A 19,076-nucleotide genomic window follows, 5' to 3' on the forward strand; every position below is an offset into this window, starting at 1 on the left:
GATTTAGCACTTAATTAAAGTGATAAATCTGTTTTTTGTCTAATGTTACAAAAAAAGCTAATATTAAATCTTAAATTTGCAAAATTTTTACGTCACAAAGAAATATTTGATAACTATAAGGTATGTAAATATGGCAAAATGGGAGTTGAGGAGACTTGATATATGTGAAGGTAAAAATAAGGTAAAGGGGTTTGGGAAATGTCAGGAATCAAAAGCAGTGTGACCGTTGCAGGCGGTATCTCAGCACAGTTCAGTCAAGCAGCAAGCGGTTTTTCATCTGTGAATGAGGTGGTGAGCAAGGCAGAACGCACGACGGTTAGTGGCAATAGTAACGCAAAAAATAGCTTAGCGAGCATTCATAGTCGTGGTCAGCGCGTGTCCAATGCGATCGCTCGTGACGGGAATAATATTTATTCGGTCGCAAAAGAATTCAGCGAAATCGATCAAAAAATCAAAAGAAGTTTCGACTTACCACTGTTTTCTCCAAATCTTGGAGGTGGCAGTCGTTCATGAGTGAAGAGAGAGAATTAAAAATCAATCAACAGTTAAGGCAAGTAAGTATTGATCAAGAGGATAAACGGCGTGAAATTCGAGAGTTAGAGGATTTGGAAGCGGATTATTTTTCGATCCATCAACAGGAACAACGCTATTATCAAGACTTGATCGGCAATAATCAAGGTTCACGTTATACAGGTCATTTTATGGAGTTGGATGACGAGGCCAACCGCTTACACCAATATGAACGCCAACGTCTAGAAGACATAGCTGAACGTTTAGTAAATGAGGAAGTACAGTTGAGAGACAAAGAAGAGGAATTATACGCTGAGAGAAGCCTGCTGTTTGCCGAAGGAGACGAAGCGGAGGACAAGCGCTATGGGTATTGATTTTTATGTAGGTGAAGTAAAATCTCAAAGTGCCGCCGCTAAACAAATGGCAAATGAATATATTCAATTTTGCGGGACATTGAAAGATAGCGTCAATGCTTTTATGAGTGCACCACTTTCCAGCAAAACTTACGATTCAGCAAAACTTTATTTTTCAGCAGTCTATCCATCTTTGGCTAGTGGGTTTATACTAGCATGTGAGGCTTTAATTGAAGCCCATAGTAAATTCCCAGAAGAATTTCAATCATCTGTAGATACATGCGATGTGATCGAAGAACAATTAAAAGCAGAAATTGCTCAAGGACAAGCCTTACTGCAAAATATGGCACGCACGATGGATAAAGAAAAAGAACCCAATCAACGTATGGAACAGCGCTATATGGGCGTACAAAGCTCGATTCAAAAGAATGAAGAAAAGCTACAGCAATTATACGAGTTTAATGCAAGCTCACCGAATTTATTTGCGGATTTTGAAGCACAATTGGCTAATTTAGATGCAGGATTAGCGGAGGTCGAAAAAGGTGCGGCATGGAATCCAGCTTCTGGAACGTTTGAGTTGTCGAGGATGAATTTAGCATGGACGAAACCGATTGGGAAGGCTTGGTCCAAGAGAGAATTAGGTAAATCTTTTAGAAATAGAAAAATCGGCTCGCCAAAATCTGAAAATGATAATTCGTTTGATATCAATGAATTAGAAAAATCGTTGTTTAGCTTCTTTTCTCCTATAATTTCTCCATTCCTAGGCTTTCAATACAATATGGATAAAGATTATTACTATACAAATAAGCATTCTATTCAAAGTATGGGCGGATTCATGGATTTATTTGATGAATTTGGTCCGTATCTAGGAATGGATCTCGATACAGAAGTGATTCTTTTTAATGTGAATGGTAAAGAGTATCGTTTACAATTATGGAAAGGGACTTATGGGTTTGGGGAAGCATATGGAGCAGAAATTGGTTTATATTATAAAAATCCAGAATCAAGTGATCTAATTACCCAAATTCAAACGGCAATTCCAGATTGGTATGCTTGTGTGGCAGAAGCTGATCAATTGAAAATGAAACAAACAGTTTATGATGTTAATACTAAAGAACAGTTACTTACCAATGATACAAGGGATTATGCAGAATACGGTAAGCATTTTTGGAATTTAGTAATCAAAACAGATAGTGGAATTAACAAAGAAGCTTTAATGACACATTCTGAGATAGAGGTGCCCGATATTAATATGCGAAAAGCAATGCTTGAAGCTTTGAGAAAAGAAAATGATATAAGGAATGTCAGAGAAAAAGGGGATGTAATAGAATTCACATGGAAAAATTAAAAAAATTTTTTTCATCAGTTCATTATTACTACTATTAGGAGGATGTTCAAGCTTGGATAATAAGTTTCAAGATAAGGAAAGTGCCAAACAGTTTATCACATCAAAATTGGAAAATAAATATCATGAAGAATTTGTTTACAAAAAAAGTGAGACAGAATATTTCAAAAAATATCCAACGAAACACATTTATATGGGGACTTTTTCACCTAAAGAGGATACTTCAAGAGTAGTAGAAGTTTGGGCTAGTAATTCTGGTGAGATCAAAGATAACTATGCAAGCTATTTTTATCAGGACACAATTGATCAAAGAACGAAAGATTTGTTGAAAGATAAACACTTTATAACAAATTCAGTTATTGAATTTGTTGGTGGGAAAACGACTAAAAATTTTACAGACGGTACAGAGTTTGAAGAATATTTTCAAGAGACGGAATCATTTTATGAGGTGGAAATAGAGTTAAGAAAAAATTTATCTGATGAAGAATATGCTTCTGAAATTGAGAGTATACTTCAGTCACTTTATGAACCACTTAGTCACTTCTATTTAAAAGTAAAACAAGATAACAAGTTGATTTTTATGTATGAGTTTAATAAAGAAAAAAAATCTTTATCTAAAACTGAAATTTTAGAAGATTTAAAGAATCAAAAAGAAGAACGTGAGTATATGGAAGAAGTATTTTCAAGTATGTCAGAATCAGAATAGTTATTAATTAGCTGATAGACATACCTTAGAAATTCACAAATATTTTTTGAAATTAGCCGACAATCAAGTTGGTATATAAAATTGATGAATAATTTTATAGAAGAACGGATTCTCGTTCTTCTATTTTTGTGTATTGAAAGAAACTAATGAATTTAATTCAAGCCTTTTCTATTCATTTTTTCAGAAATATAATTTCAGAGTAAGAATAGTTCTCTGTTTTGTTTATATTACTTAAAGAACTAAAAATAGTTATTAACGGCTCTTTTTTTCTTTAAAGTGAAATTTTATTTCGTTTTTTGTGTAAAAAAGTTGAAAAAAAAGTTCTTTAACTGTATGATGAATTTGTCGATGAGTGAAATGTCAATTTATCGATGTATGCTGAACACAAGACGAACGATAAAAACGGAAAACCGAAAAATAGATCAGGAGGTAAAAAAGTTTTCTCAGAATATATATGGATTCGTGGATATCGCTAAGTTTAGTGGATCGAGTAGAAGATAAAAATGTTTATGCAATTATGTTGTTATCCAAATGTTCGTTTTAACGTTTTTTTGTAAGGGCTTTAATAGTTGAATGAATGTGAAATAGGAGATGAGAATAGTGAAAAAGTTTACTGAATTTATTGAAGAGCATTTAGCAGGTCCAATGGCAAAATTAGCAAATCAACGCCATTTACGCGCGATTAGAGACGGAATTATTGCGACGTTGCCATTGATTATTATTGGGTCGTTTTTCTTGATTATTGCCTTTCCGCCGCTTCCAGCAGATTGGGGCATTACGCAGTTTTTAACAGCAAATGCAGCGACGATTTTATTGCCGTATCGTATGACGATGTATATCATGACTCTTTATGCGACATTCGGAATTGGCGCAAGTTTATCTAAGACCTATAATCTAGATGTGATTTCAGGTGGGATCTTATCAACGATTGCTTTTCTTTTAACGTTTGTTCCAGTGAATATTCCAGCAGAAGCATTAGATGCGGCAGGAACTGCCGGTTTTGTGTTGCCGATGGCTAATTTAGGTGGCGGTGGGATGTTTGTTGGGATCATTACTTCGATTTTAGCTGTAGAAATCTATCGTATCACAGATAAATCAAGGTTTAAAATCACGATGCCGGAACAAGTACCACCAGCTGTAGCTAGATCTTTTGAAACCTTGACGCCGACGTTGATCGTAATATTGGGTATTTCCACAATAACGTACTTTATTGGATTTGATTGGCATTCAACGATTTCTAAAATTGTAAGTCCTTTAGTAAGCGCGGCAGATAGTCTACCTAGTGTCTTATTACTGATTTTTATGATCACTTTCTTTTGGTCTTTTGGGATTCACGGGGTATCGATCGTGGGCTCATTGGCACGACCATTATGGTTGCAATTATTAGATGGAAATACAGCAGCTATGGCTGCTGGAAAAGAATTACCAAATATCGCAGCGGAGCCTTTTTATCAATGGTTTATCTGGATTGGTGGTTCAGGTTGTACGATTGGTCTGGCTCTTTTACTCGCGTTTAAAACAAAATCTCAATTTGCTTCAAAATTAGGTAAAGCGACGCTAGCACCAGCTATTTTCAATATTAATGAACCGTTGATTTTCGGAACACCGATCGTGTTGAATCCGATCTTGATTATTCCGTTTATCATAACGCCAATGGTTACAGCTACAATTGCCTGGTTTGCAACACAATTTGGGTTAGTAAATCGAGTGATTTTTACCGCACCTTGGACATTGCCTGGGCCGATCGGCGCTTATTTAGCAACAGGTGGTGACTGGCGAGCAGCGGTGTTAAATATTGTCTTGATCATTGTTTCAGTTGTGATCTATTATCCATTTGTGATGATTTATGATAACAACGAATTAGAAAAAGAACACGCTATCGCAAAATAGAGCGAAGGAATCAGTAGAAAATGATCGGAACGAAAATGTTGTGGTGTTTTCGTTCCATCATTTCTTTCAGTATTAGAAGCTAGGAGATGAAAAAATGACGAAAATAGTATTTATGACAGCGAGCGTGTTTTTCATCGTTGTCGGCTTGATTCTGACGCATTATTTAAAAAAGAAACGATTATTGCCTAACCGTTGGTTGATTGGGTGTTCTGTTTTTTTGATTGCCTTGGTACCAAGTCTTTTATTTCCGACTATGCCAGAGTTGATTAAGCAGGCAATTTACAGTATCAGTGGGTTGTTAGCCGTTGTCTTTTTTGAAAGTAGTCGTTTACTAGTAGAACAAAGTAGAATGGAGCAAAAACAATGAGAAGACTAGGGATTTCAGTTTACCCAAATCATAGCAGTGTAGCAGAAATCAAAGCATATATGGATTTAGCGGCGCAATATGATTTTAAGTGCGTCTTTACTTGTTTATTATCTGTAGAAGAAGGCAAGGAGCAGATACTAAAGGAATTTACAGAGACGATTTTCTACGCTAAAGCGTTGGGAATGGAAGTGATTGCAGATGTCAGTCCGCGTGTTTTTGGAGAATTAGGGATCAGTTACGATGATTTGACCTTTTTCAAGGAAATCGGTGTAGATGGAATTCGTTTAGATATGGGCTTTACAGGTAATGAAGAATCAATCATGACGTTTAATGAACAAGACTTAGACATTGTGCTGAATATTAGTTCTGGCACGCGCTATCTAGAAAATATTTTAAGTTATCAGGCAAACGCGGACAAATTATTCGGCTGTCATAATTTTTATCCGCACCGTTATACCGGGCTAAATTATGACCACTTTTTTGCAACGTCAGAGGTATATAAAGAACATGGAATCGGGACTGCAGCAATGATCAACTCTCCAACCGCGACGATTGGTCCGTGGCCGGTTGAAGAAGGATTATGTACATTAGAAATGCATCGCACTTGGCCGATCACGACACAAGCTAAGCATTTATGGGCGACTAATGTGATCGATGATGTGATTATCGCTAATGCATTTGCTTCTGAAGCGGAGTTGAAAGCCTTAAGTGAGATCGATCCGTATCGTCTGACCTTAGATTGTGTGATTGACCCTGCCACACCAGAAACCGAAAGGAAAATTATTTTAGATGAATTCCACTTTAATCGTGGCGATATTTCTGATTACGTGATCCGTTCCACGCAAAGCCGAGTAAAATACAAAGGGCATGATTTTACGCCGTTTAATACGGTCGACATGGAAACTGGCGATATTATTGTCGAGACCTCGTTATATGCCCATTACGCAGGAGAGCTTCAAGTAGCATTGTTACCGATGGAAAACTCTGGCAAATCAAATGTTGTAGGCAAAGTCACGCAAGCAGATAGAATCTTATTATCTTACCTCAGACCGTGGCAGAAATTCGTTTTTCATGAAGTTGAGCAATAAGTAGGCCTTTAAACGAATAGAAATCGAGGAGAAAATTATGGCGTATGCAATTGGTTTAATGTCAGGAACGTCTTTAGACGGGATTGATGCAGCGTTGGTGGAGATAGCTGGAAAAAATGAAACCACAACTGTTAAGCTCATTGACTTTTTAACGGTACCTTATAGTAAAGAGACACTTCAAAGAATTCGTGAAGCCTTATCGTTAGAAACGTCAAATGTCGAAAAAGTTTGTTCGTTGAATGTTGAATTAGGGGAATTGTTCGCTCAAACAGTCTTAGACGTTTGCAAGAAATCAGGCATCTCTTCAGAAGATTTAGCATTTATCGGCAGTCATGGGCAAACACTTTTCCATATTCCTTTTGCCCGAGATAAGCTTTATGCCTCAACATTACAAATCGGTGATCCTGCGGTGATTTGTGAGCGGACGAAAACAACTGTTGTGTCAAATTTTAGAGAACGAGATATGGCTGTTGGAGGTCAGGGGGCTCCCATTGTTCCTTACTCAGAATATGTGCTTTACCAAAAGCCTGAGACAACAAGATTACTGCAAAACATTGGTGGAATCGGAAATGTCACAGTGATTCCTAAATCGGGAGAAATCACAGATATGATTGCGTTTGACACAGGTCCAGGAAATGTCATCATGAACGAATTATGTTTGTATTTCTTCAATCAAGAGTATGATCAAAATGGTGTTTATGCTAAACAAGGCAAAGTCAGTCAAGCATTGCTGGAAGAATTAATGGCACACCCCTATATTCAAAAATCGTATCCTAAAACGACAGGGCGTGAAGAATTTGGCAAGCAATTTACGACAGCGCTGTTAGAAAAATGGTCCCTTGAACCAAATGATTTCATTACAACAGCAACAATGTTTACCGCTAAATCAATTGCCAAAGCAGTCCAACCTTTTATTCAGGGAAAGACCGAATTGATCATTGGAGGTGGCGGTAGTTATAATCAAACCTTGATCGCGATGATCAAAGCTGAGCTTCCAGAAGTCCATGTGTTGATTCAAGAGGAAATTGGTTTTTCTTCAGAGGCTAAAGAAGCGATTGCCATGGCGATTTTAGCAAATCAAACGTTGCAGCACAGTCAAGGAAATGTTCCAAGTGCTACAGGCGCTGACAGAGCAGTTCCTTTAGGAAGTATTACCTACTATTAAATAGTCGGGGCGAGTAAATCGAGTTCGCCCTAACGTACATAGAAAAAATCAATCCATTAAAAAGGAGTTAAGAGGATGAGCGGCGAAAATATTCAGGGAAGAATTATTAGCATGCTAGATGTCTTGCCGAATTCCGAGAAAAAGATCGGTAAGGTCATTTTAGAGAATCCATCGTTGGTAATCGAAATGACAGCATCAGAGCTGTCACATTATGCAGGAACGAGTCCAGCTACGGTGATTCGCTTTTGTAAAAAGATTGATGTTCCCAGTTTTACTCAATTGAAAATCCGTTTATCTGCGGAGATAGAAACCCCAATTTATGAAGGTTATTCAGATATCACGGCAAATGGATCTGTGAATGAGATCAAGACAAAGCTATTAGGTAATGCCTATCAATCGATGCAAGAAACGGTTGCTTTACTAAATGAAAAGCGAATTGAAACGATTGTGGATTTATTAATAACTGCGCCGATCATCTATGTTTTTGGAATAGGTGCTTCGTATTTAGTTGCTGAAAACATTGCTCAAAAGTGGAATCGAATTGGTAAAACAGTGGTCTGTGTGCAGGATTCTCATGTACTAGTGACCATTTTAGTTTCTGCACCAAAAGAAGCTGTATTCTTCTGTGTTTCTCATTCAGGCGAAACGAAAGAAGTCTTGCGGTTGCTGGAGGTCGCTCAAAAGCATCAATTGAAAACAATTGGGTTGTCGCAGTTTGGTAATAATACATTAACAAGTAAAGTTGATTATTCTGTACAAACCGTCCGCTCAAATGAAGCAGTTTTGAGAAGTGCGGCAACCACGTCATTGCATGATCAATTTATTGTAGTAGATGTTTTGTTTTATGCCTATGCATCTCGGAATTTTGAACATACACTTGATATGATTCAAGAGTCGAAAGCTGAAGTTAGAAATTATGAAAAATGATAAATAGATTTGAAACTAAAAAAATCGAGTGCTCATGCTTTTAGCTAATGCTAGAAAACATGAACGCTCGATTCTTTTGTAGTATCAACAATTATCGTGTTTATTTAAAATAAACACAAACACACTCAGGTGCATAAACATCTTTTTGGATCATTTCTAAAAGTCCAGATTGTTCATCGCGACGATAAAGCGTTAAATTGTCTGTATTTTGATTCGCAGCAACCACAAATTTACCGGAAGGATCTAAATCAAAATCTCTTGGAATTTCGCCTTCAGTAGAAATCAATTGTATGCGTTCAACTTTACTGCCGTCTTCAGCGGTTGCAAAAACAGCGATCGAATCATGACCACGATTTGACGCATAAACAAAACGACCATCAGCTGAAATGCGAATGGCAGCACCACCGTTGAATTCATTGAAACCATCAGGTAACGTTGATACTTTTTGAACTTGTTCAAATGAACCATCCGCCGCATTATAAGCCAAAACAGTCACTGTGCTGTCTAATTCACCGAAAAGATAAGCGAATTGGTTATTGGGATGGAAAACTAAATGACGAGGACCCGTTCCAGGCTCAGCGACATATTGCGCCACTTCAGACAGCTTGCCATTTTCACTAACATTATACGTGTAAACACGGTCTGTCCCAAGATCACAAACAACTAAACGACGATCTGGCGTTAAGTCTGTATAGTGAACGTGAGCATTGTCTTGATTGTCATGTGGTCCAGTGGCCTCATCATGTATGATTTTGTCGGTATGTTCTAACTGTCCATCAGATAAAATACGGTAAACATGAACGATCCCTTGGTGATAATTAGCACCAAAAACCAGTTGTTTTTCTTCATCAATCGCTACATAACATGGAGGAGCGCCCGCTTCAGTTACTTTGTTCAGTAAATCAAAGTGCCCGTCGTTACTTTTATAAGCGGCCATACCACCTTCACCATCAACTGAGGTGACGTTGAACAAGTTGCCCTGTTGATTTAATGCCAAGTATGTTGGGCTAGTTTCTTCTACTACTAATGTTGCGTCTGAAAGAGTTTCTTTTTCGGTGTCCAGCGCTATCTGATAAATCCCTTTACTTTCTCTACGTGTATAAGTTCCTAATAAAATTTGTTCCAGCATGAAATTCCCTCCATTTTTTACTGAATGTGTATAAGAATCAGCAATTGATTTAACTCTTTTAGTATACCATAAGAATTCTTTTATTTAGTAAATCTTTGCAAATCCAATGTTCGCATTTTCACTTGATTTATGCTATTATATTTTAAGACTGTAACGACAGTCATTTTTAATTTTAGAGGGGTGACACGCATGTACGATAATACAAATAGCAACAATGGTGCAGTTCGCTGTTCATTCTGTGGTAAAACACAAGAAGAAGTGAAAAAAATCGTTGCCGGACCTGGTGTCTATATTTGTAATGAATGTATCGACCTATGTAAAGAGATTATTGATGAAGAATTTTACGACGAAGCCGTACGTGAATTAACGGATGTCCCAAAACCTCAAGAAATTTTGGATGTCTTAAACGAATATGTAATTGGACAAGATCAGGCAAAACGCTCATTAGCGGTAGCTGTCTATAATCACTATAAACGTGTAAATCAATCAGAAAATTCAAGCTCTGAAGAGGTAGAATTACAAAAGAGCAATATTTGTTTAATTGGCCCAACAGGTTCTGGGAAAACATTTTTAGCCCAAACATTGGCTAGAACATTGAATGTACCATTTGCGATTGCAGATGCGACAAGTTTAACAGAAGCAGGATATGTGGGAGAAGATGTAGAGAATATTCTATTGAAACTATTGCAATCTGCTGATTTTAATGTGGAACGCGCTGAAAAAGGGATCATCTATATTGATGAAATCGATAAAATCGCCCGCAAGAGCGAAAATGTTTCGATCACAAGAGATGTATCCGGTGAAGGTGTTCAACAAGCGTTGCTTAAAATCTTGGAAGGAACAGTTGCTAGTGTGCCACCACAAGGCGGACGCAAACATCCTCATCAAGAATTTATCCAAATCGACACAACAAACGTCTTGTTTATTGTCGGCGGAGCCTTTGATGGTATCGAGAACATGGTCAAAAATCGCCTCGGCGAAAAAACAATTGGTTTCGGTACAAAAAATAGCAAGCTGAACGAAGACGAAAGCGTAATGCAGCAAATCATTCCAGAAGATTTATTGAAATTCGGTTTGATTCCTGAGTTTATTGGACGCTTACCGGTCACAGCAGCTTTAGAGAAGCTGACAACAGAAGACTTGGTTCGTATTTTGACTGAACCTAAAAATGCTTTAGTCAAACAATATCAAAAATTATTGTCTTTAGATGATACAGAATTAGAATTCGAAACAGATGCTCTTCGTGCGATTGCAAATAAAGCAATTGAGCGTAATACAGGAGCTCGTGGTTTACGTTCGATCATTGAAGAGATTATGATGGATGTGATGTTTGATGTCCCATCAGACGATACGATCGAAAAAGTCATCATTACAGAAATGGCTGTTGAAGGTACTGGTAAACCAGCAATTGTCTATAATAAAAAAGACAAAAAAGCTGGGTAATCTTAAAAGACTAAAAAGAGCCCGGGACAAAACTAAAAATCAGTTTTGTTTCGGGCTTTAAATCTGAATAAACGGTGGGGTTAGACACTTCTGGCCCAACCTCTTTTTACTGATTTTTATACAACAACGTTAGTTAGCTTTGCGAGCTCGTTCAGCTTTTTAACTTAGGAGGTTAGTACTATGAATGTTCATAACGCAGAAATTATCATTAGCGCAGTTTCACCAAAACAATATCCAGAGACAGAACTACCTGAAATTGCTTTGGCAGGTCGTTCAAACGTAGGGAAATCATCGTTTATCAATACATTGATCAACCGTAAAAATTTAGCTAGAACCTCTGGGAAACCTGGAAAAACCCAAACGCTTAATTTTTACTTAATCGAAGATGCGTTGCATTTTGTTGATGTTCCAGGATATGGTTATGCCAAAGTTTCTAAGACAGAACGCGCCAAGTGGGGCGAAATGATCGAAACCTATATGACAACAAGGGAACAATTAAAAGCCGTGGTCTCTTTGGTTGATTTGCGTCATGCACCGACACAAGAAGATATCCAAATGTATGAGTTTTTAAAATACTATGATATTCCAGTAATCGTTGTCGCTACGAAGAAAGATAAAATTCCTCGTGGTAAATGGAACAAGCATGAGAGTGTGATCAAGAAAGCATTGAATTTTGATAAGTCAGATGACTTTATTCTTTTCTCTTCACAAACCAAAGAAGGGAAAGAAGAAGCTTGGCAGGCGATTGAAAAATATTTATAATAAAAATTAGCTTTGACGCCTCTAAGGAGATGTCAAAGCTAATTTTTTATTGTTCTTTTTTCTGCTCTTCTTTTTGTTCCGCTTTTGCTGCTTGCTTTTCTAATTCTTCTTTTGGCATTTCAACTTTTTTAGGATCTACAGCAAAAGAATCGAATAATTTATCTAAGTCATTTGTACGTTCAAATTTTAAGCCCATGTTGGTTTGCTCCATTTCATTTTAGGTTGAGTAGAAGCTTGTGCACTGAATCAGTGTTCACTTCTTTTTCTATAGTTTAGCATCCTTTCAGAAATTTGAATAGTTTTCTTTTTCAAATTATAAGAATTTATCTAGAAATAGTTCTACTTTCAATTTGTAAGCTTGCATTCGATTATAAAACAAGGTATAGTTTTTTCTGATAGAGAAAAGAGGGACGAAATGGCAGGAAATATTTTTGTAGGAATGGTACGTGGCTATCAGCGATTCATTTCACCTGGCTTCCAGCTAGTTGCCGCTATCACCCAACATGTTCACAATATATGATCGATGCTATTCAAACACATGGCAGTCTTAAAGGTGTGACGATGGGGACAGCGAGATTTTTACGGTGTCATCCGCTGACTAAAGGCGGGATTGATTATGTACCGTTGAAGTTTAGTTTAAAAAGAAATCCGGATCAGGAATATCATGGTCCCTATAACTATAGAAGAAACAAGCACAATAAATAGATGAGGTGGGCGTAGAAGATGGCGATTTTAGCATTTGATTTTGGCGGTTCAGCAGTAAAGCATGGAATTTGGAATGGTGAGAAGATGATCGATAAAGGGAATTTTCCTACACCAAAAACTTGGGAGAAAATGAAAGCGTCATTATTAACCGTATTTAACGAAACAAAGCAAGAGCTAGAAGGTGTGGCGCTAAGTGCCCCTGGTGTTGTGGATGTTGATAAGCAAATGATTAACGGAATTTCAGCTATTCCTTATATTCATGGTTTCAACATATTTAAGGAGCTAGAAGAATTGTTTAAGCTTCCTGTGGCAATCGAAAATGATGCTAATTGTGCAGGGATGGCAGAAATCTATGAAGGTGCGGCTAAAGGCAAACAAGAAGTGGCATTTGTGGTCGTGGGAACTGGAATCGGCGGTGCTATTTTCCATAATGGACAAATTACTAAAGGGGCTCATCTTTATGGTGGTGAATTTGGTTTGATGTATCTAAGTGGGGGAGAAACATTTAGTAAGCTGGGAACAGCTGTACAAATGGCGTGGCGCTATTGTGAACGAAAAGGCGTAGAGAAAGAGACCTTCACTGGAGAAGAAGTGTTTGACCTAGCGGAATCTGGCGATGAATTGGCAATCGAAGAGGTCAATAATTTTTACGAGTACTTGACTCAAGGTTTGTTTAGTATTCAATTTTCTCTTGATCCAGAAATGATCGTTTTAGGTGGAGGCGTTTCAGCTAAAAAAGGGTTGTTAGATGAAGTCGATCGTCGAATGAAAGAAAAATTGGCTCATTTTGAATTAAATGATTTTATCCCGCAGATCGTGACGTGTAAATATAAAAATGATGCTAACTTGATCGGGGCGGCGGCGAATTTTATAACGAGTCAAAAAAACAACGAATGAATGTTACAAGAACGAGGTTGGGTCAAAGGTGTTTAACCCCGAGAAATAAGAAGGGGTTGCTTCTGATCCCACCGTTTATTCGGTTTTAGAGTCCGAAACAAAACTGATTTTTAGTTTTGTCCCGGACTCGTTTTTGTTGTGAGAATAACAAGTAAAATCCACGATTATAAGTAACGGAGGATTCTTAATAATTTGAATTATAGAAATTTTCTGAAAATTCATTGACATTTCTTTCGATATTGATTATATTTGTATACATACTTCTTTAATAATTATATACGCGAAGAAAATTATCAAGCTTTACGAATTCGTTCAGCTTTAAAATCAACTAGCTTTTTGTGCCAGCTCTTCAGGAAAAAGATAAAAACGTTGTGGTAAAAGCACCACATGCTGTTTTTCCTATTTTCCAGCCAGAGCTTGCCAACACAACAAGCTTTAAAATCAAGGGGGAAACAAAATGAAAAAATTTAGCTTTTTATTTGCTAGTCTATTTCTATTAGCAGCATGTGGTCCAACAGCTGGTGGAGGCGCAAGCGGTGGCGGAAATAAAACTGAAGGCGATACGATCAAAATTGGAATGAACATGGAACTTTCTGGAGATGTTTCAGCATACGGAAACGCTGAAAAAGAAGGGATTACCTTAGCTGTTGAAGAAATCAACGAAGCGGGTGGTGTGTTAGGAAAAAAATTAGAATTGATCGAAAAAGATAATAAATCAGAAAATGGTGAAGCGACTTCTGTTGCAGCCAATTTAACGGCTAAAGATAAAGTGGTTGCCGTTGTTGGACCAGCAACATCTGGCGCAACGAAAGCAACGATTCCTAATATGACAAAAGCAGCGGTGCCTGTGATCACACCTTCAGGTACAGATGATAGCATTACAGTTGTAAACGATAAAGTACAAGAATATATTTTCAGAGCTTGCTTCCAAGATACGTTCCAAGGGGTTATCTTAGCCAATTTTGCCCAAGATAACTTAAAGGCTGAAAATGTTGTGATCATCGGTGATAATTCAAGTGATTATGCGATCGGTTTGACGAAATCATTTAAAGATACATTTAAAGGGAAAATCGCTAAAGAAGAAACATTTACAGCTGGCGATAAAGATTTCCAAGCTATCTTAACGAAAATCAAAGACCTTGATTATGATGCAATCTACATTCCAGGTTACTATGCAGAAGCAGGTTTGATCATCAAGCAAGCGCGTGAAATGGGAATTGACAAACCAATCCTTGGTGCTGACGGATTTGGTGATGAGAAATTAGTTGAAATTGCTGGAGCGAAAAATGTTTCTGATGTTTATTACACAGGACACTTCTCAGAAAAAGCGCCAGCAACGGATAAAGTAAAACCATTTGTAGAAGCGTTCAAGAAAAAATACGATAAACAACCATCTGCTTTCAACGCTTTAGGCTATGATTCAGTTTATATGTTAAAACAAGCAATGGAAGATAAAGATTCAGCTGATTCAAAAGACATCACAGAAGGATTAGCTTCATTGAAAGATTTTGTTGGTGTAACTGGTAAAATGACGATGGACAAAGATCATAATCCTGAGAAATCAGTAGTTGTATTAGGCTTGACAGAAGGAAAAGAAACATCTGCGGATGCAGTAGAACCTAAGTAATAACAAGTAGTGGTAAGACTTAAAAGAGGGTGAGACAAGGTTTTATGTTTTGTCCATCCTCTTTTTACTTTAATTAAACAGCAATTATTCTAAAATATTGGAAGTGATGAACATGGAAGTAGTTATCCAACAACTAGTAAACGGGCTTTTTCTAGGAAGTATTTATGCTCTCTTGGCTTTAGGGTATACGATGGTTTATGGAATCATCAAATTGATCAACTTTGCCCATGGAGAAATCTATATGTTAGGTGGATTTATGGGGTATTTCTTTATCAATAAATTGAATTTAGGCTTTTTCCCAGCGCTGATTTTATCAATGGCTGGTGCTGCTGTGATCGGGGTAGTGATTGAATTTTTAGCTTATCGACCACTAAGGAAATCAACAAGAATCGCAGCTTTGATCACAGCGATAGGTGTTTCATTTTTGCTACAAAACGGTATGATCTATTGGTTAGGTCCTGAGAAAAAATCATTTCCGCAGGCAATTGAATTTAAAAATTATCAACTAGGCTTTATTCAAATTTCAAATATTCAAGTTCTTATTTTAGCTATTTCTTTAGTACTGATGATTGCCTTGCAATTGATCGTTAAACAAACAAAAATGGGTAAGGCGATGCGGGCAGTTTCTGTTGATGCTGATGCGGCACAGTTGATGGGGATCAATGTCAATCGGACGATTTCGTTTACCTTTGCTTTAGGTTCTGCGTTGGCTGCGGCTGCAGGTATGTTGATTGGTCTCTATTATAATTCCATCGATCCAATGATGGGCGTTGTCCCAGGTCTTAAATCATTTGTTGCAGCTGTTTTAGGTGGTATCGGAATCATACCAGGCGCAGCTCTTGGAGGTTTTGTGATCGGTTTATTAGAAACTATTACGATCGCACTTGGTTTTTCAGATTATAAAGATGCGGTCGTATACGCATTATTGATTATTATTTTATTGATCCGTCCTGCCGGAATTCTCGGCAAGAACATCAAAGAGAAAGTGTAGGTGGCACGCATGAAAAAGAATTTAAAATATAATCTTGTTTGGCTTTTAATTGCTGCACTCGCTTATGCTTTTATTTATGTACTGTATGTTACAGGTGTTATCACACCGTTTACTGAGTATACGCTGATCACGATAGGCATCAATATCATGTTGGCTTTGGGGTTGAATTTGATTATTGGTTTTTCAGGTCAATTTTCACTCGGTCACGCCGGATTTATGGCAATCGGTGCATATAGTGCAGCGATCATGACAGTTAAGTATCCAACAATGGGCGGCTTTTTCAGCGGCATTCTATTAGGAATCGTTTTATCAGGCATTGTCGCATTGTTAGTTGGTATCCCTACCTTACGATTAAAAGGGGATTACTTGGCGATTGCAACGTTAGGGATTTCTGAAATCATTCGGATTATCATCATTAATATGAAGGATGTAACAAATGGACCTGCTGGTATTTTTGGTATTCCACCAATGGTTAGCTGGCCGATGGTTTTTGGCTTTGTAGTTATTGTTACGTTGATCATTGTTAATTTCATTCACAGTGGCCCAGGGCGTGCAACAATGGCAATCCGAGAAGATGAGATTGCAGCTGAATCAATGGGGGTCAACACAACCAAATACAAAGTTGTAGCCTTCATTATCGGTGCTGTTACAGCAAGTGTAGCTGGTGCTATTTATTCAAGTTATGTTCAAACGATTGCACCGAAAGATTTTGGCTTTATGAAATCGATCGATATTTTGATTATTGTAGTTTTTGGCGGAATTGGCAGTGTGACGGGAACTTTTATTTCAGCGATCGTGCTAGGTATTTTAAATATGTTCTTACAAGATGCTGGTGCACTTAGAATGATCATTTATGCCTTAGCCCTAATTATTATCATGATTTTCAAACCAGGTGGTCTTTTAGGCACATGGGAATTTTCAGTAAAAAAATTATTCAAGAAAAAGGAGGACAAATCAAATGCCTCTATTGAACGTTAGTAATTTAACTAAAAACTTTGGCGGACTTGCAGCTGTTTCAAATGTAAATCTGACCCTAGAAACCAATGAACTTATCGGGTTGATTGGGCCAAATGGTGCGGGAAAAACAACCTTATTCAATCTTTTAACAGGTGTATATGAGCCAAGTGACGGGACAGTCACACTAGATATCCTAGGTAAAGAACAGGTACTAAATGGCATGAAACCATATAAAATAGCGGACATGGGTTTAAGCAGAACTTTCCAAAATATTCGTCTATTCAAAGATTTGACTGTTTTAGATAACGTGCTGATTGCCATGAATAGCAAAAATAAAGAAGGAATTCTATCTAGTATTTTACGTTTACCGACCTTTTATAAAAAAGAAGACGAGATGGAAAAGAAAGTAATGGAACTTCTTGCCATTTTTGGTTTGGAAAATAAAGTTCAGACCTTAGCCAAAAATTTGCCTTATGGAGAGCAAAGACGTTTAGAAATCGTCCGGGCGTTAGCCACTCAGCCAAAAGTTTTATTTTTAGACGAACCAGCAGCAGGCATGAATCCTCAGGAAACAGCTGATTTAACTGAATTGATTAGAAAAATCCAAAAGGAATTTCAAATCACGATCGTCTTGATCGAACATGATATGAGTTTGGTTATGGACGTTTGCCAAAGAATCTATGTGTTAGAGTACGGTAGAATCATTGCTGAAGGAAAGCCAGAAGCAATCAAAAACGATCCGCGTGTGATCGAAGCGTATCTTGGAGGTGAACTATAATGCTAACAATTGAAAATTTATCTGTTCATTATGGTGTGATTCAGGCTGTGCGTGATGTTAGTTTTAATGTAGAACAAGGAGAAATAGTCTCTTTGATCGGTGCTAATGGTGCGGGCAAAACGACAATTTTAAGAACAATTTCTGGATTGAATCGACCATCAAATGGTACGATTACATTTGAAGGACAACAGATTCAAAAAATGCTTCCGCAAAAAATCGTAGCATCAGGGTTGTGTCAAGTACCAGAAGGCCGTCATGTTTTTTCAGGTTTGACTGTTCAGGAAAATTTGGAAATGGGAGCTTTTTTGAGAAAAGATAAAGATCTAAAACAGGATTATCAAATGATTTTTGAGCGTTTCCCGATTTTGAAGGAACGAAAAAATCAAGATGCGTCTACTTTGTCTGGTGGTGAACAGCAAATGCTAGCAATGGGAAGAGCACTGATGTCTAAACCTCGCTTGCTATTGTTGGACGAGCCATCCATGGGGTTAGCTCCAATTTTTATTCAAGAAATTTTTAATATTATAAAAGAAATCAATAAACAAGGAACGACGGTATTATTGATTGAGCAGAATGCAAAAATGGCCTTATCGATTGCAGATCGAGGATATGTATTAGAAACAGGGGAAGTCGTTTTAAGCGGACCAGGAAAAGAACTACTGGAAAGTGAAGAAGTGAAAAAAGCCTATTTAGGAGGGTAATAGCATGAGTGTAAGTGATTTTATGACAAAAAATCTAGTGGTTGCACAACCGGAAATGAAGATTTTTGACGCCGTTGATTTGATGAAAAAAATAATATCCACCGTTTACCAGTAGTCAAAGGAGAAAAACTTATAGGCTTGATCACGGAAGGGACGATTCAATCGGCAATGCCGTCAAAAGCAACCAGTTTGAGTGTCTATGAAGTGAATTATTTACTAAACAAGACGACTGTAGTGGATATAATGGTAAAAGAAGTTCAAACAATCAAACCAACTGCTTCATTAGAGGACGGTATTTTCCAAATGCGCCAAAATAATATTGGGGTATTACCAGTTGTTGATGAAAATGAAACTTTAATTGGAATTATAACAAATAATGATATTTTTGACGCTTTCTTAAAAATCACTGGGTATAATGCTGGTGGTACGAGAATTCAACTTCGAATCCCAGAAGATCATAAAGGAATTTTAGCTACTATTACAAAATTATTAGCAGAAAATGATTTTAGTATTTTAACAGTAGTTGTAAATCGCAAAGAACTAGAAACAATTATTGAACTGCAAATCGAAAGTAGGGAAACGCATCAAATTGAAAGTATTTTAAAAGATGCTGGATATGATGTTTTTGAGGCAATATTCATGCCTCAGCAAATCTAAAATGAGGAATGGTAAGCAAAATTCTTGCATTTTTTTTCTGAAAAAGGATTTGACTAATATTAGGGCGTATGATAGTTT

At 37.3% G+C, this 19,076-nt stretch carries 19 protein-coding genes and 2 pseudogenes; 19 read left to right on the forward strand and 2 right to left on the reverse strand.

Going from position 1 to position 19,076, the window contains the following annotated elements:
* The first annotated feature begins 198 nt into the window (after positions 1-198).
* From V192_RS0104880 to V192_RS0104920, 9 genes are all read left to right on the forward strand, one after another.
* On the forward strand, positions 199-513 hold the full coding sequence (locus tag V192_RS0104880) for a TIGR04197 family type VII secretion effector (protein ID WP_025869189.1): 315 nt from the start codon (positions 199-201) through the stop codon (positions 511-513).
* The gene (locus V192_RS0104885; protein WP_025869190.1) at positions 510-884 is read left to right on the forward strand and encodes a DUF3958 family protein; all 375 of its coding nucleotides are present in this window, start codon (positions 510-512) and stop codon (positions 882-884) included. The genes V192_RS0104880 and V192_RS0104885 overlap by 4 nt, the downstream gene beginning before the upstream one ends.
* On the forward strand, positions 874-2,211 hold the full coding sequence (locus V192_RS21505; protein ID WP_025869191.1) for a DUF4474 domain-containing protein: 1,338 nt from the start codon (positions 874-876) through the stop codon (positions 2,209-2,211). The genes V192_RS0104885 and V192_RS21505 overlap by 11 nt, the downstream gene beginning before the upstream one ends.
* Before the next feature lie 52 nt (positions 2,212-2,263).
* Positions 2,264-2,914, forward strand: a complete 651-nt coding sequence (locus tag V192_RS0104895) for a hypothetical protein (protein ID WP_025869192.1) — start codon at positions 2,264-2,266, stop codon at positions 2,912-2,914.
* Positions 2,915-3,505: 591 nt separating this feature from the next.
* Positions 3,506-4,804 (forward strand): PTS sugar transporter subunit IIC, encoded by a 1,299-nt coding sequence (locus V192_RS0104900; protein ID WP_420834552.1) that lies wholly within the window; start codon positions 3,506-3,508, stop codon positions 4,802-4,804.
* A gap of 94 nt (positions 4,805-4,898) precedes the next feature.
* Positions 4,899-5,171, forward strand: a complete 273-nt coding sequence (locus V192_RS0104905; RefSeq protein ID WP_025869194.1) for a hypothetical protein — start codon at positions 4,899-4,901, stop codon at positions 5,169-5,171.
* On the forward strand, positions 5,168-6,259 hold the full coding sequence (locus tag V192_RS0104910) for a DUF871 domain-containing protein (RefSeq protein WP_025869195.1): 1,092 nt from the start codon (positions 5,168-5,170) through the stop codon (positions 6,257-6,259). Before V192_RS0104905 ends, V192_RS0104910 begins: the two co-directional genes overlap by 4 nt.
* Before the next feature lie 37 nt (positions 6,260-6,296).
* Complete coding sequence (gene anmK / locus V192_RS0104915) at positions 6,297-7,424, forward strand: anhydro-N-acetylmuramic acid kinase AnmK (protein WP_025869196.1); 1,128 nt, start codon at positions 6,297-6,299, stop codon at positions 7,422-7,424.
* Between the two features lie 75 nt (positions 7,425-7,499).
* Positions 7,500-8,351: a MurR/RpiR family transcriptional regulator gene (locus V192_RS0104920; RefSeq protein ID WP_025869197.1), complete on the forward strand. Its 852-nt coding sequence runs from the start codon at positions 7,500-7,502 to the stop codon at positions 8,349-8,351.
* A gap of 100 nt (positions 8,352-8,451) precedes the next feature.
* On the opposite strand, the gene V192_RS0104925 is transcribed toward V192_RS0104920, so the two are convergent.
* Positions 8,452-9,480 (reverse strand): lactonase family protein, encoded by a 1,029-nt coding sequence (locus tag V192_RS0104925; protein WP_025869198.1) that lies wholly within the window; start codon positions 9,478-9,480, stop codon positions 8,452-8,454.
* Between the two features lie 189 nt (positions 9,481-9,669).
* Between V192_RS0104925 and clpX the strand changes: the two genes are divergently transcribed.
* On the forward strand, positions 9,670-10,923 hold the full coding sequence (gene clpX, locus V192_RS0104930; RefSeq protein WP_025869199.1) for an ATP-dependent Clp protease ATP-binding subunit ClpX: 1,254 nt from the start codon (positions 9,670-9,672) through the stop codon (positions 10,921-10,923).
* 180 nt (positions 10,924-11,103) lie between these two features.
* Positions 11,104-11,685 (forward strand): ribosome biogenesis GTP-binding protein YihA/YsxC, encoded by a 582-nt coding sequence (gene yihA / locus V192_RS0104935; protein WP_010760746.1) that lies wholly within the window; start codon positions 11,104-11,106, stop codon positions 11,683-11,685.
* Positions 11,686-11,731: 46 nt separating this feature from the next.
* Here the strand turns inward: yihA and V192_RS21625 are convergent, their stop codons facing one another.
* Positions 11,732-11,881, reverse strand: coding sequence for an SPJ_0845 family protein (locus tag V192_RS21625; RefSeq protein WP_167331072.1), 150 nt, complete (start codon positions 11,879-11,881; stop codon positions 11,732-11,734).
* 219 nt (positions 11,882-12,100) lie between these two features.
* Between V192_RS21625 and yidD the strand changes: the two are divergent.
* The 8 genes and pseudogenes from yidD (at position 12,101) to V192_RS19335 (ending at position 18,998) form a co-directional block, all read left to right on the forward strand.
* Positions 12,101-12,390, forward strand: a pseudogene (yidD, locus tag V192_RS19330) (membrane protein insertion efficiency factor YidD).
* An 18-nt stretch (positions 12,391-12,408) separates the two neighbouring features.
* On the forward strand, positions 12,409-13,287 hold the full coding sequence (locus V192_RS0104950; protein ID WP_025869200.1) for an ROK family protein: 879 nt from the start codon (positions 12,409-12,411) through the stop codon (positions 13,285-13,287).
* Between the two features lie 457 nt (positions 13,288-13,744).
* Positions 13,745-14,914, forward strand: a complete 1,170-nt coding sequence (locus V192_RS0104960; protein ID WP_025869201.1) for an ABC transporter substrate-binding protein — start codon at positions 13,745-13,747, stop codon at positions 14,912-14,914.
* Positions 14,915-15,026: 112 nt separating this feature from the next.
* A complete protein-coding gene (locus V192_RS0104965) occupies positions 15,027-15,905 on the forward strand; it encodes a branched-chain amino acid ABC transporter permease (RefSeq protein WP_025869202.1) in 879 nt (292 codons plus the stop codon).
* Positions 15,906-15,914: 9 nt separating this feature from the next.
* Positions 15,915-16,883 (forward strand): branched-chain amino acid ABC transporter permease, encoded by a 969-nt coding sequence (locus V192_RS0104970; protein WP_025869203.1) that lies wholly within the window; start codon positions 15,915-15,917, stop codon positions 16,881-16,883.
* On the forward strand, positions 16,864-17,640 hold the full coding sequence (locus V192_RS0104975; RefSeq protein ID WP_025869204.1) for an ABC transporter ATP-binding protein: 777 nt from the start codon (positions 16,864-16,866) through the stop codon (positions 17,638-17,640). The genes V192_RS0104970 and V192_RS0104975 overlap by 20 nt, the downstream gene beginning before the upstream one ends.
* Positions 17,640-18,341, forward strand: a complete 702-nt coding sequence (locus tag V192_RS0104980) for an ABC transporter ATP-binding protein (RefSeq protein WP_025869205.1) — start codon at positions 17,640-17,642, stop codon at positions 18,339-18,341. Before V192_RS0104975 ends, V192_RS0104980 begins: the two co-directional genes overlap by 1 nt.
* A gap of 4 nt (positions 18,342-18,345) precedes the next feature.
* Positions 18,346-18,998: pseudogene (locus tag V192_RS19335) on the forward strand (CBS domain-containing protein).
* Positions 18,999-19,076 lie beyond the last annotated feature (78 nt).

The sequence above is a fragment of the Enterococcus crotali genome (assembly GCF_000633635.1).
Classification (GTDB): domain Bacteria; phylum Bacillota; class Bacilli; order Lactobacillales; family Enterococcaceae; genus Enterococcus_L; species Enterococcus_L crotali.

What these genes read in the sequence shown, in the direction of transcription:
- V192_RS0104910 (WP_025869195.1), top strand. Translation starts at nt 5,168, where the DNA reads ATGAGAAGACTAGGGATTTCAGTTTACCCAAATCATAGCAGTGTAGCA.
- V192_RS0104885 (WP_025869190.1), top strand. Translation starts at nt 510, where the DNA reads ATGAGTGAAGAGAGAGAATTAAAAATCAATCAACAGTTAAGGCAAGTA.
- V192_RS0104960 (WP_025869201.1), top strand. Translation starts at nt 13,745, where the DNA reads ATGAAAAAATTTAGCTTTTTATTTGCTAGTCTATTTCTATTAGCAGCA.
- yihA (WP_010760746.1), top strand. Translation starts at nt 11,104, where the DNA reads ATGAATGTTCATAACGCAGAAATTATCATTAGCGCAGTTTCACCAAAA.
- V192_RS0104925 (WP_025869198.1), bottom strand. Translation starts at nt 9,480, where the DNA reads ATGCTGGAACAAATTTTATTAGGAACTTATACACGTAGAGAAAGTAAA.
- V192_RS21505 (WP_025869191.1), top strand. Translation starts at nt 874, where the DNA reads ATGGGTATTGATTTTTATGTAGGTGAAGTAAAATCTCAAAGTGCCGCC.
- anmK (WP_025869196.1), top strand. Translation starts at nt 6,297, where the DNA reads ATGGCGTATGCAATTGGTTTAATGTCAGGAACGTCTTTAGACGGGATT.
- V192_RS21625 (WP_167331072.1), bottom strand. Translation starts at nt 11,881, where the DNA reads ATGGGCTTAAAATTTGAACGTACAAATGACTTAGATAAATTATTCGAT.
- V192_RS0104920 (WP_025869197.1), top strand. Translation starts at nt 7,500, where the DNA reads ATGAGCGGCGAAAATATTCAGGGAAGAATTATTAGCATGCTAGATGTC.
- V192_RS0104905 (WP_025869194.1), top strand. Translation starts at nt 4,899, where the DNA reads ATGACGAAAATAGTATTTATGACAGCGAGCGTGTTTTTCATCGTTGTC.
- V192_RS0104880 (WP_025869189.1), top strand. Translation starts at nt 199, where the DNA reads ATGTCAGGAATCAAAAGCAGTGTGACCGTTGCAGGCGGTATCTCAGCA.
- V192_RS0104950 (WP_025869200.1), top strand. Translation starts at nt 12,409, where the DNA reads ATGGCGATTTTAGCATTTGATTTTGGCGGTTCAGCAGTAAAGCATGGA.
- V192_RS0104900 (WP_420834552.1), top strand. Translation starts at nt 3,506, where the DNA reads ATGAGAATAGTGAAAAAGTTTACTGAATTTATTGAAGAGCATTTAGCA.
- clpX (WP_025869199.1), top strand. Translation starts at nt 9,670, where the DNA reads ATGTACGATAATACAAATAGCAACAATGGTGCAGTTCGCTGTTCATTC.
- V192_RS0104965 (WP_025869202.1), top strand. Translation starts at nt 15,027, where the DNA reads ATGGAAGTAGTTATCCAACAACTAGTAAACGGGCTTTTTCTAGGAAGT.
- V192_RS0104970 (WP_025869203.1), top strand. Translation starts at nt 15,915, where the DNA reads ATGAAAAAGAATTTAAAATATAATCTTGTTTGGCTTTTAATTGCTGCA.
- V192_RS0104975 (WP_025869204.1), top strand. Translation starts at nt 16,864, where the DNA reads ATGCCTCTATTGAACGTTAGTAATTTAACTAAAAACTTTGGCGGACTT.
- V192_RS0104980 (WP_025869205.1), top strand. Translation starts at nt 17,640, where the DNA reads ATGCTAACAATTGAAAATTTATCTGTTCATTATGGTGTGATTCAGGCT.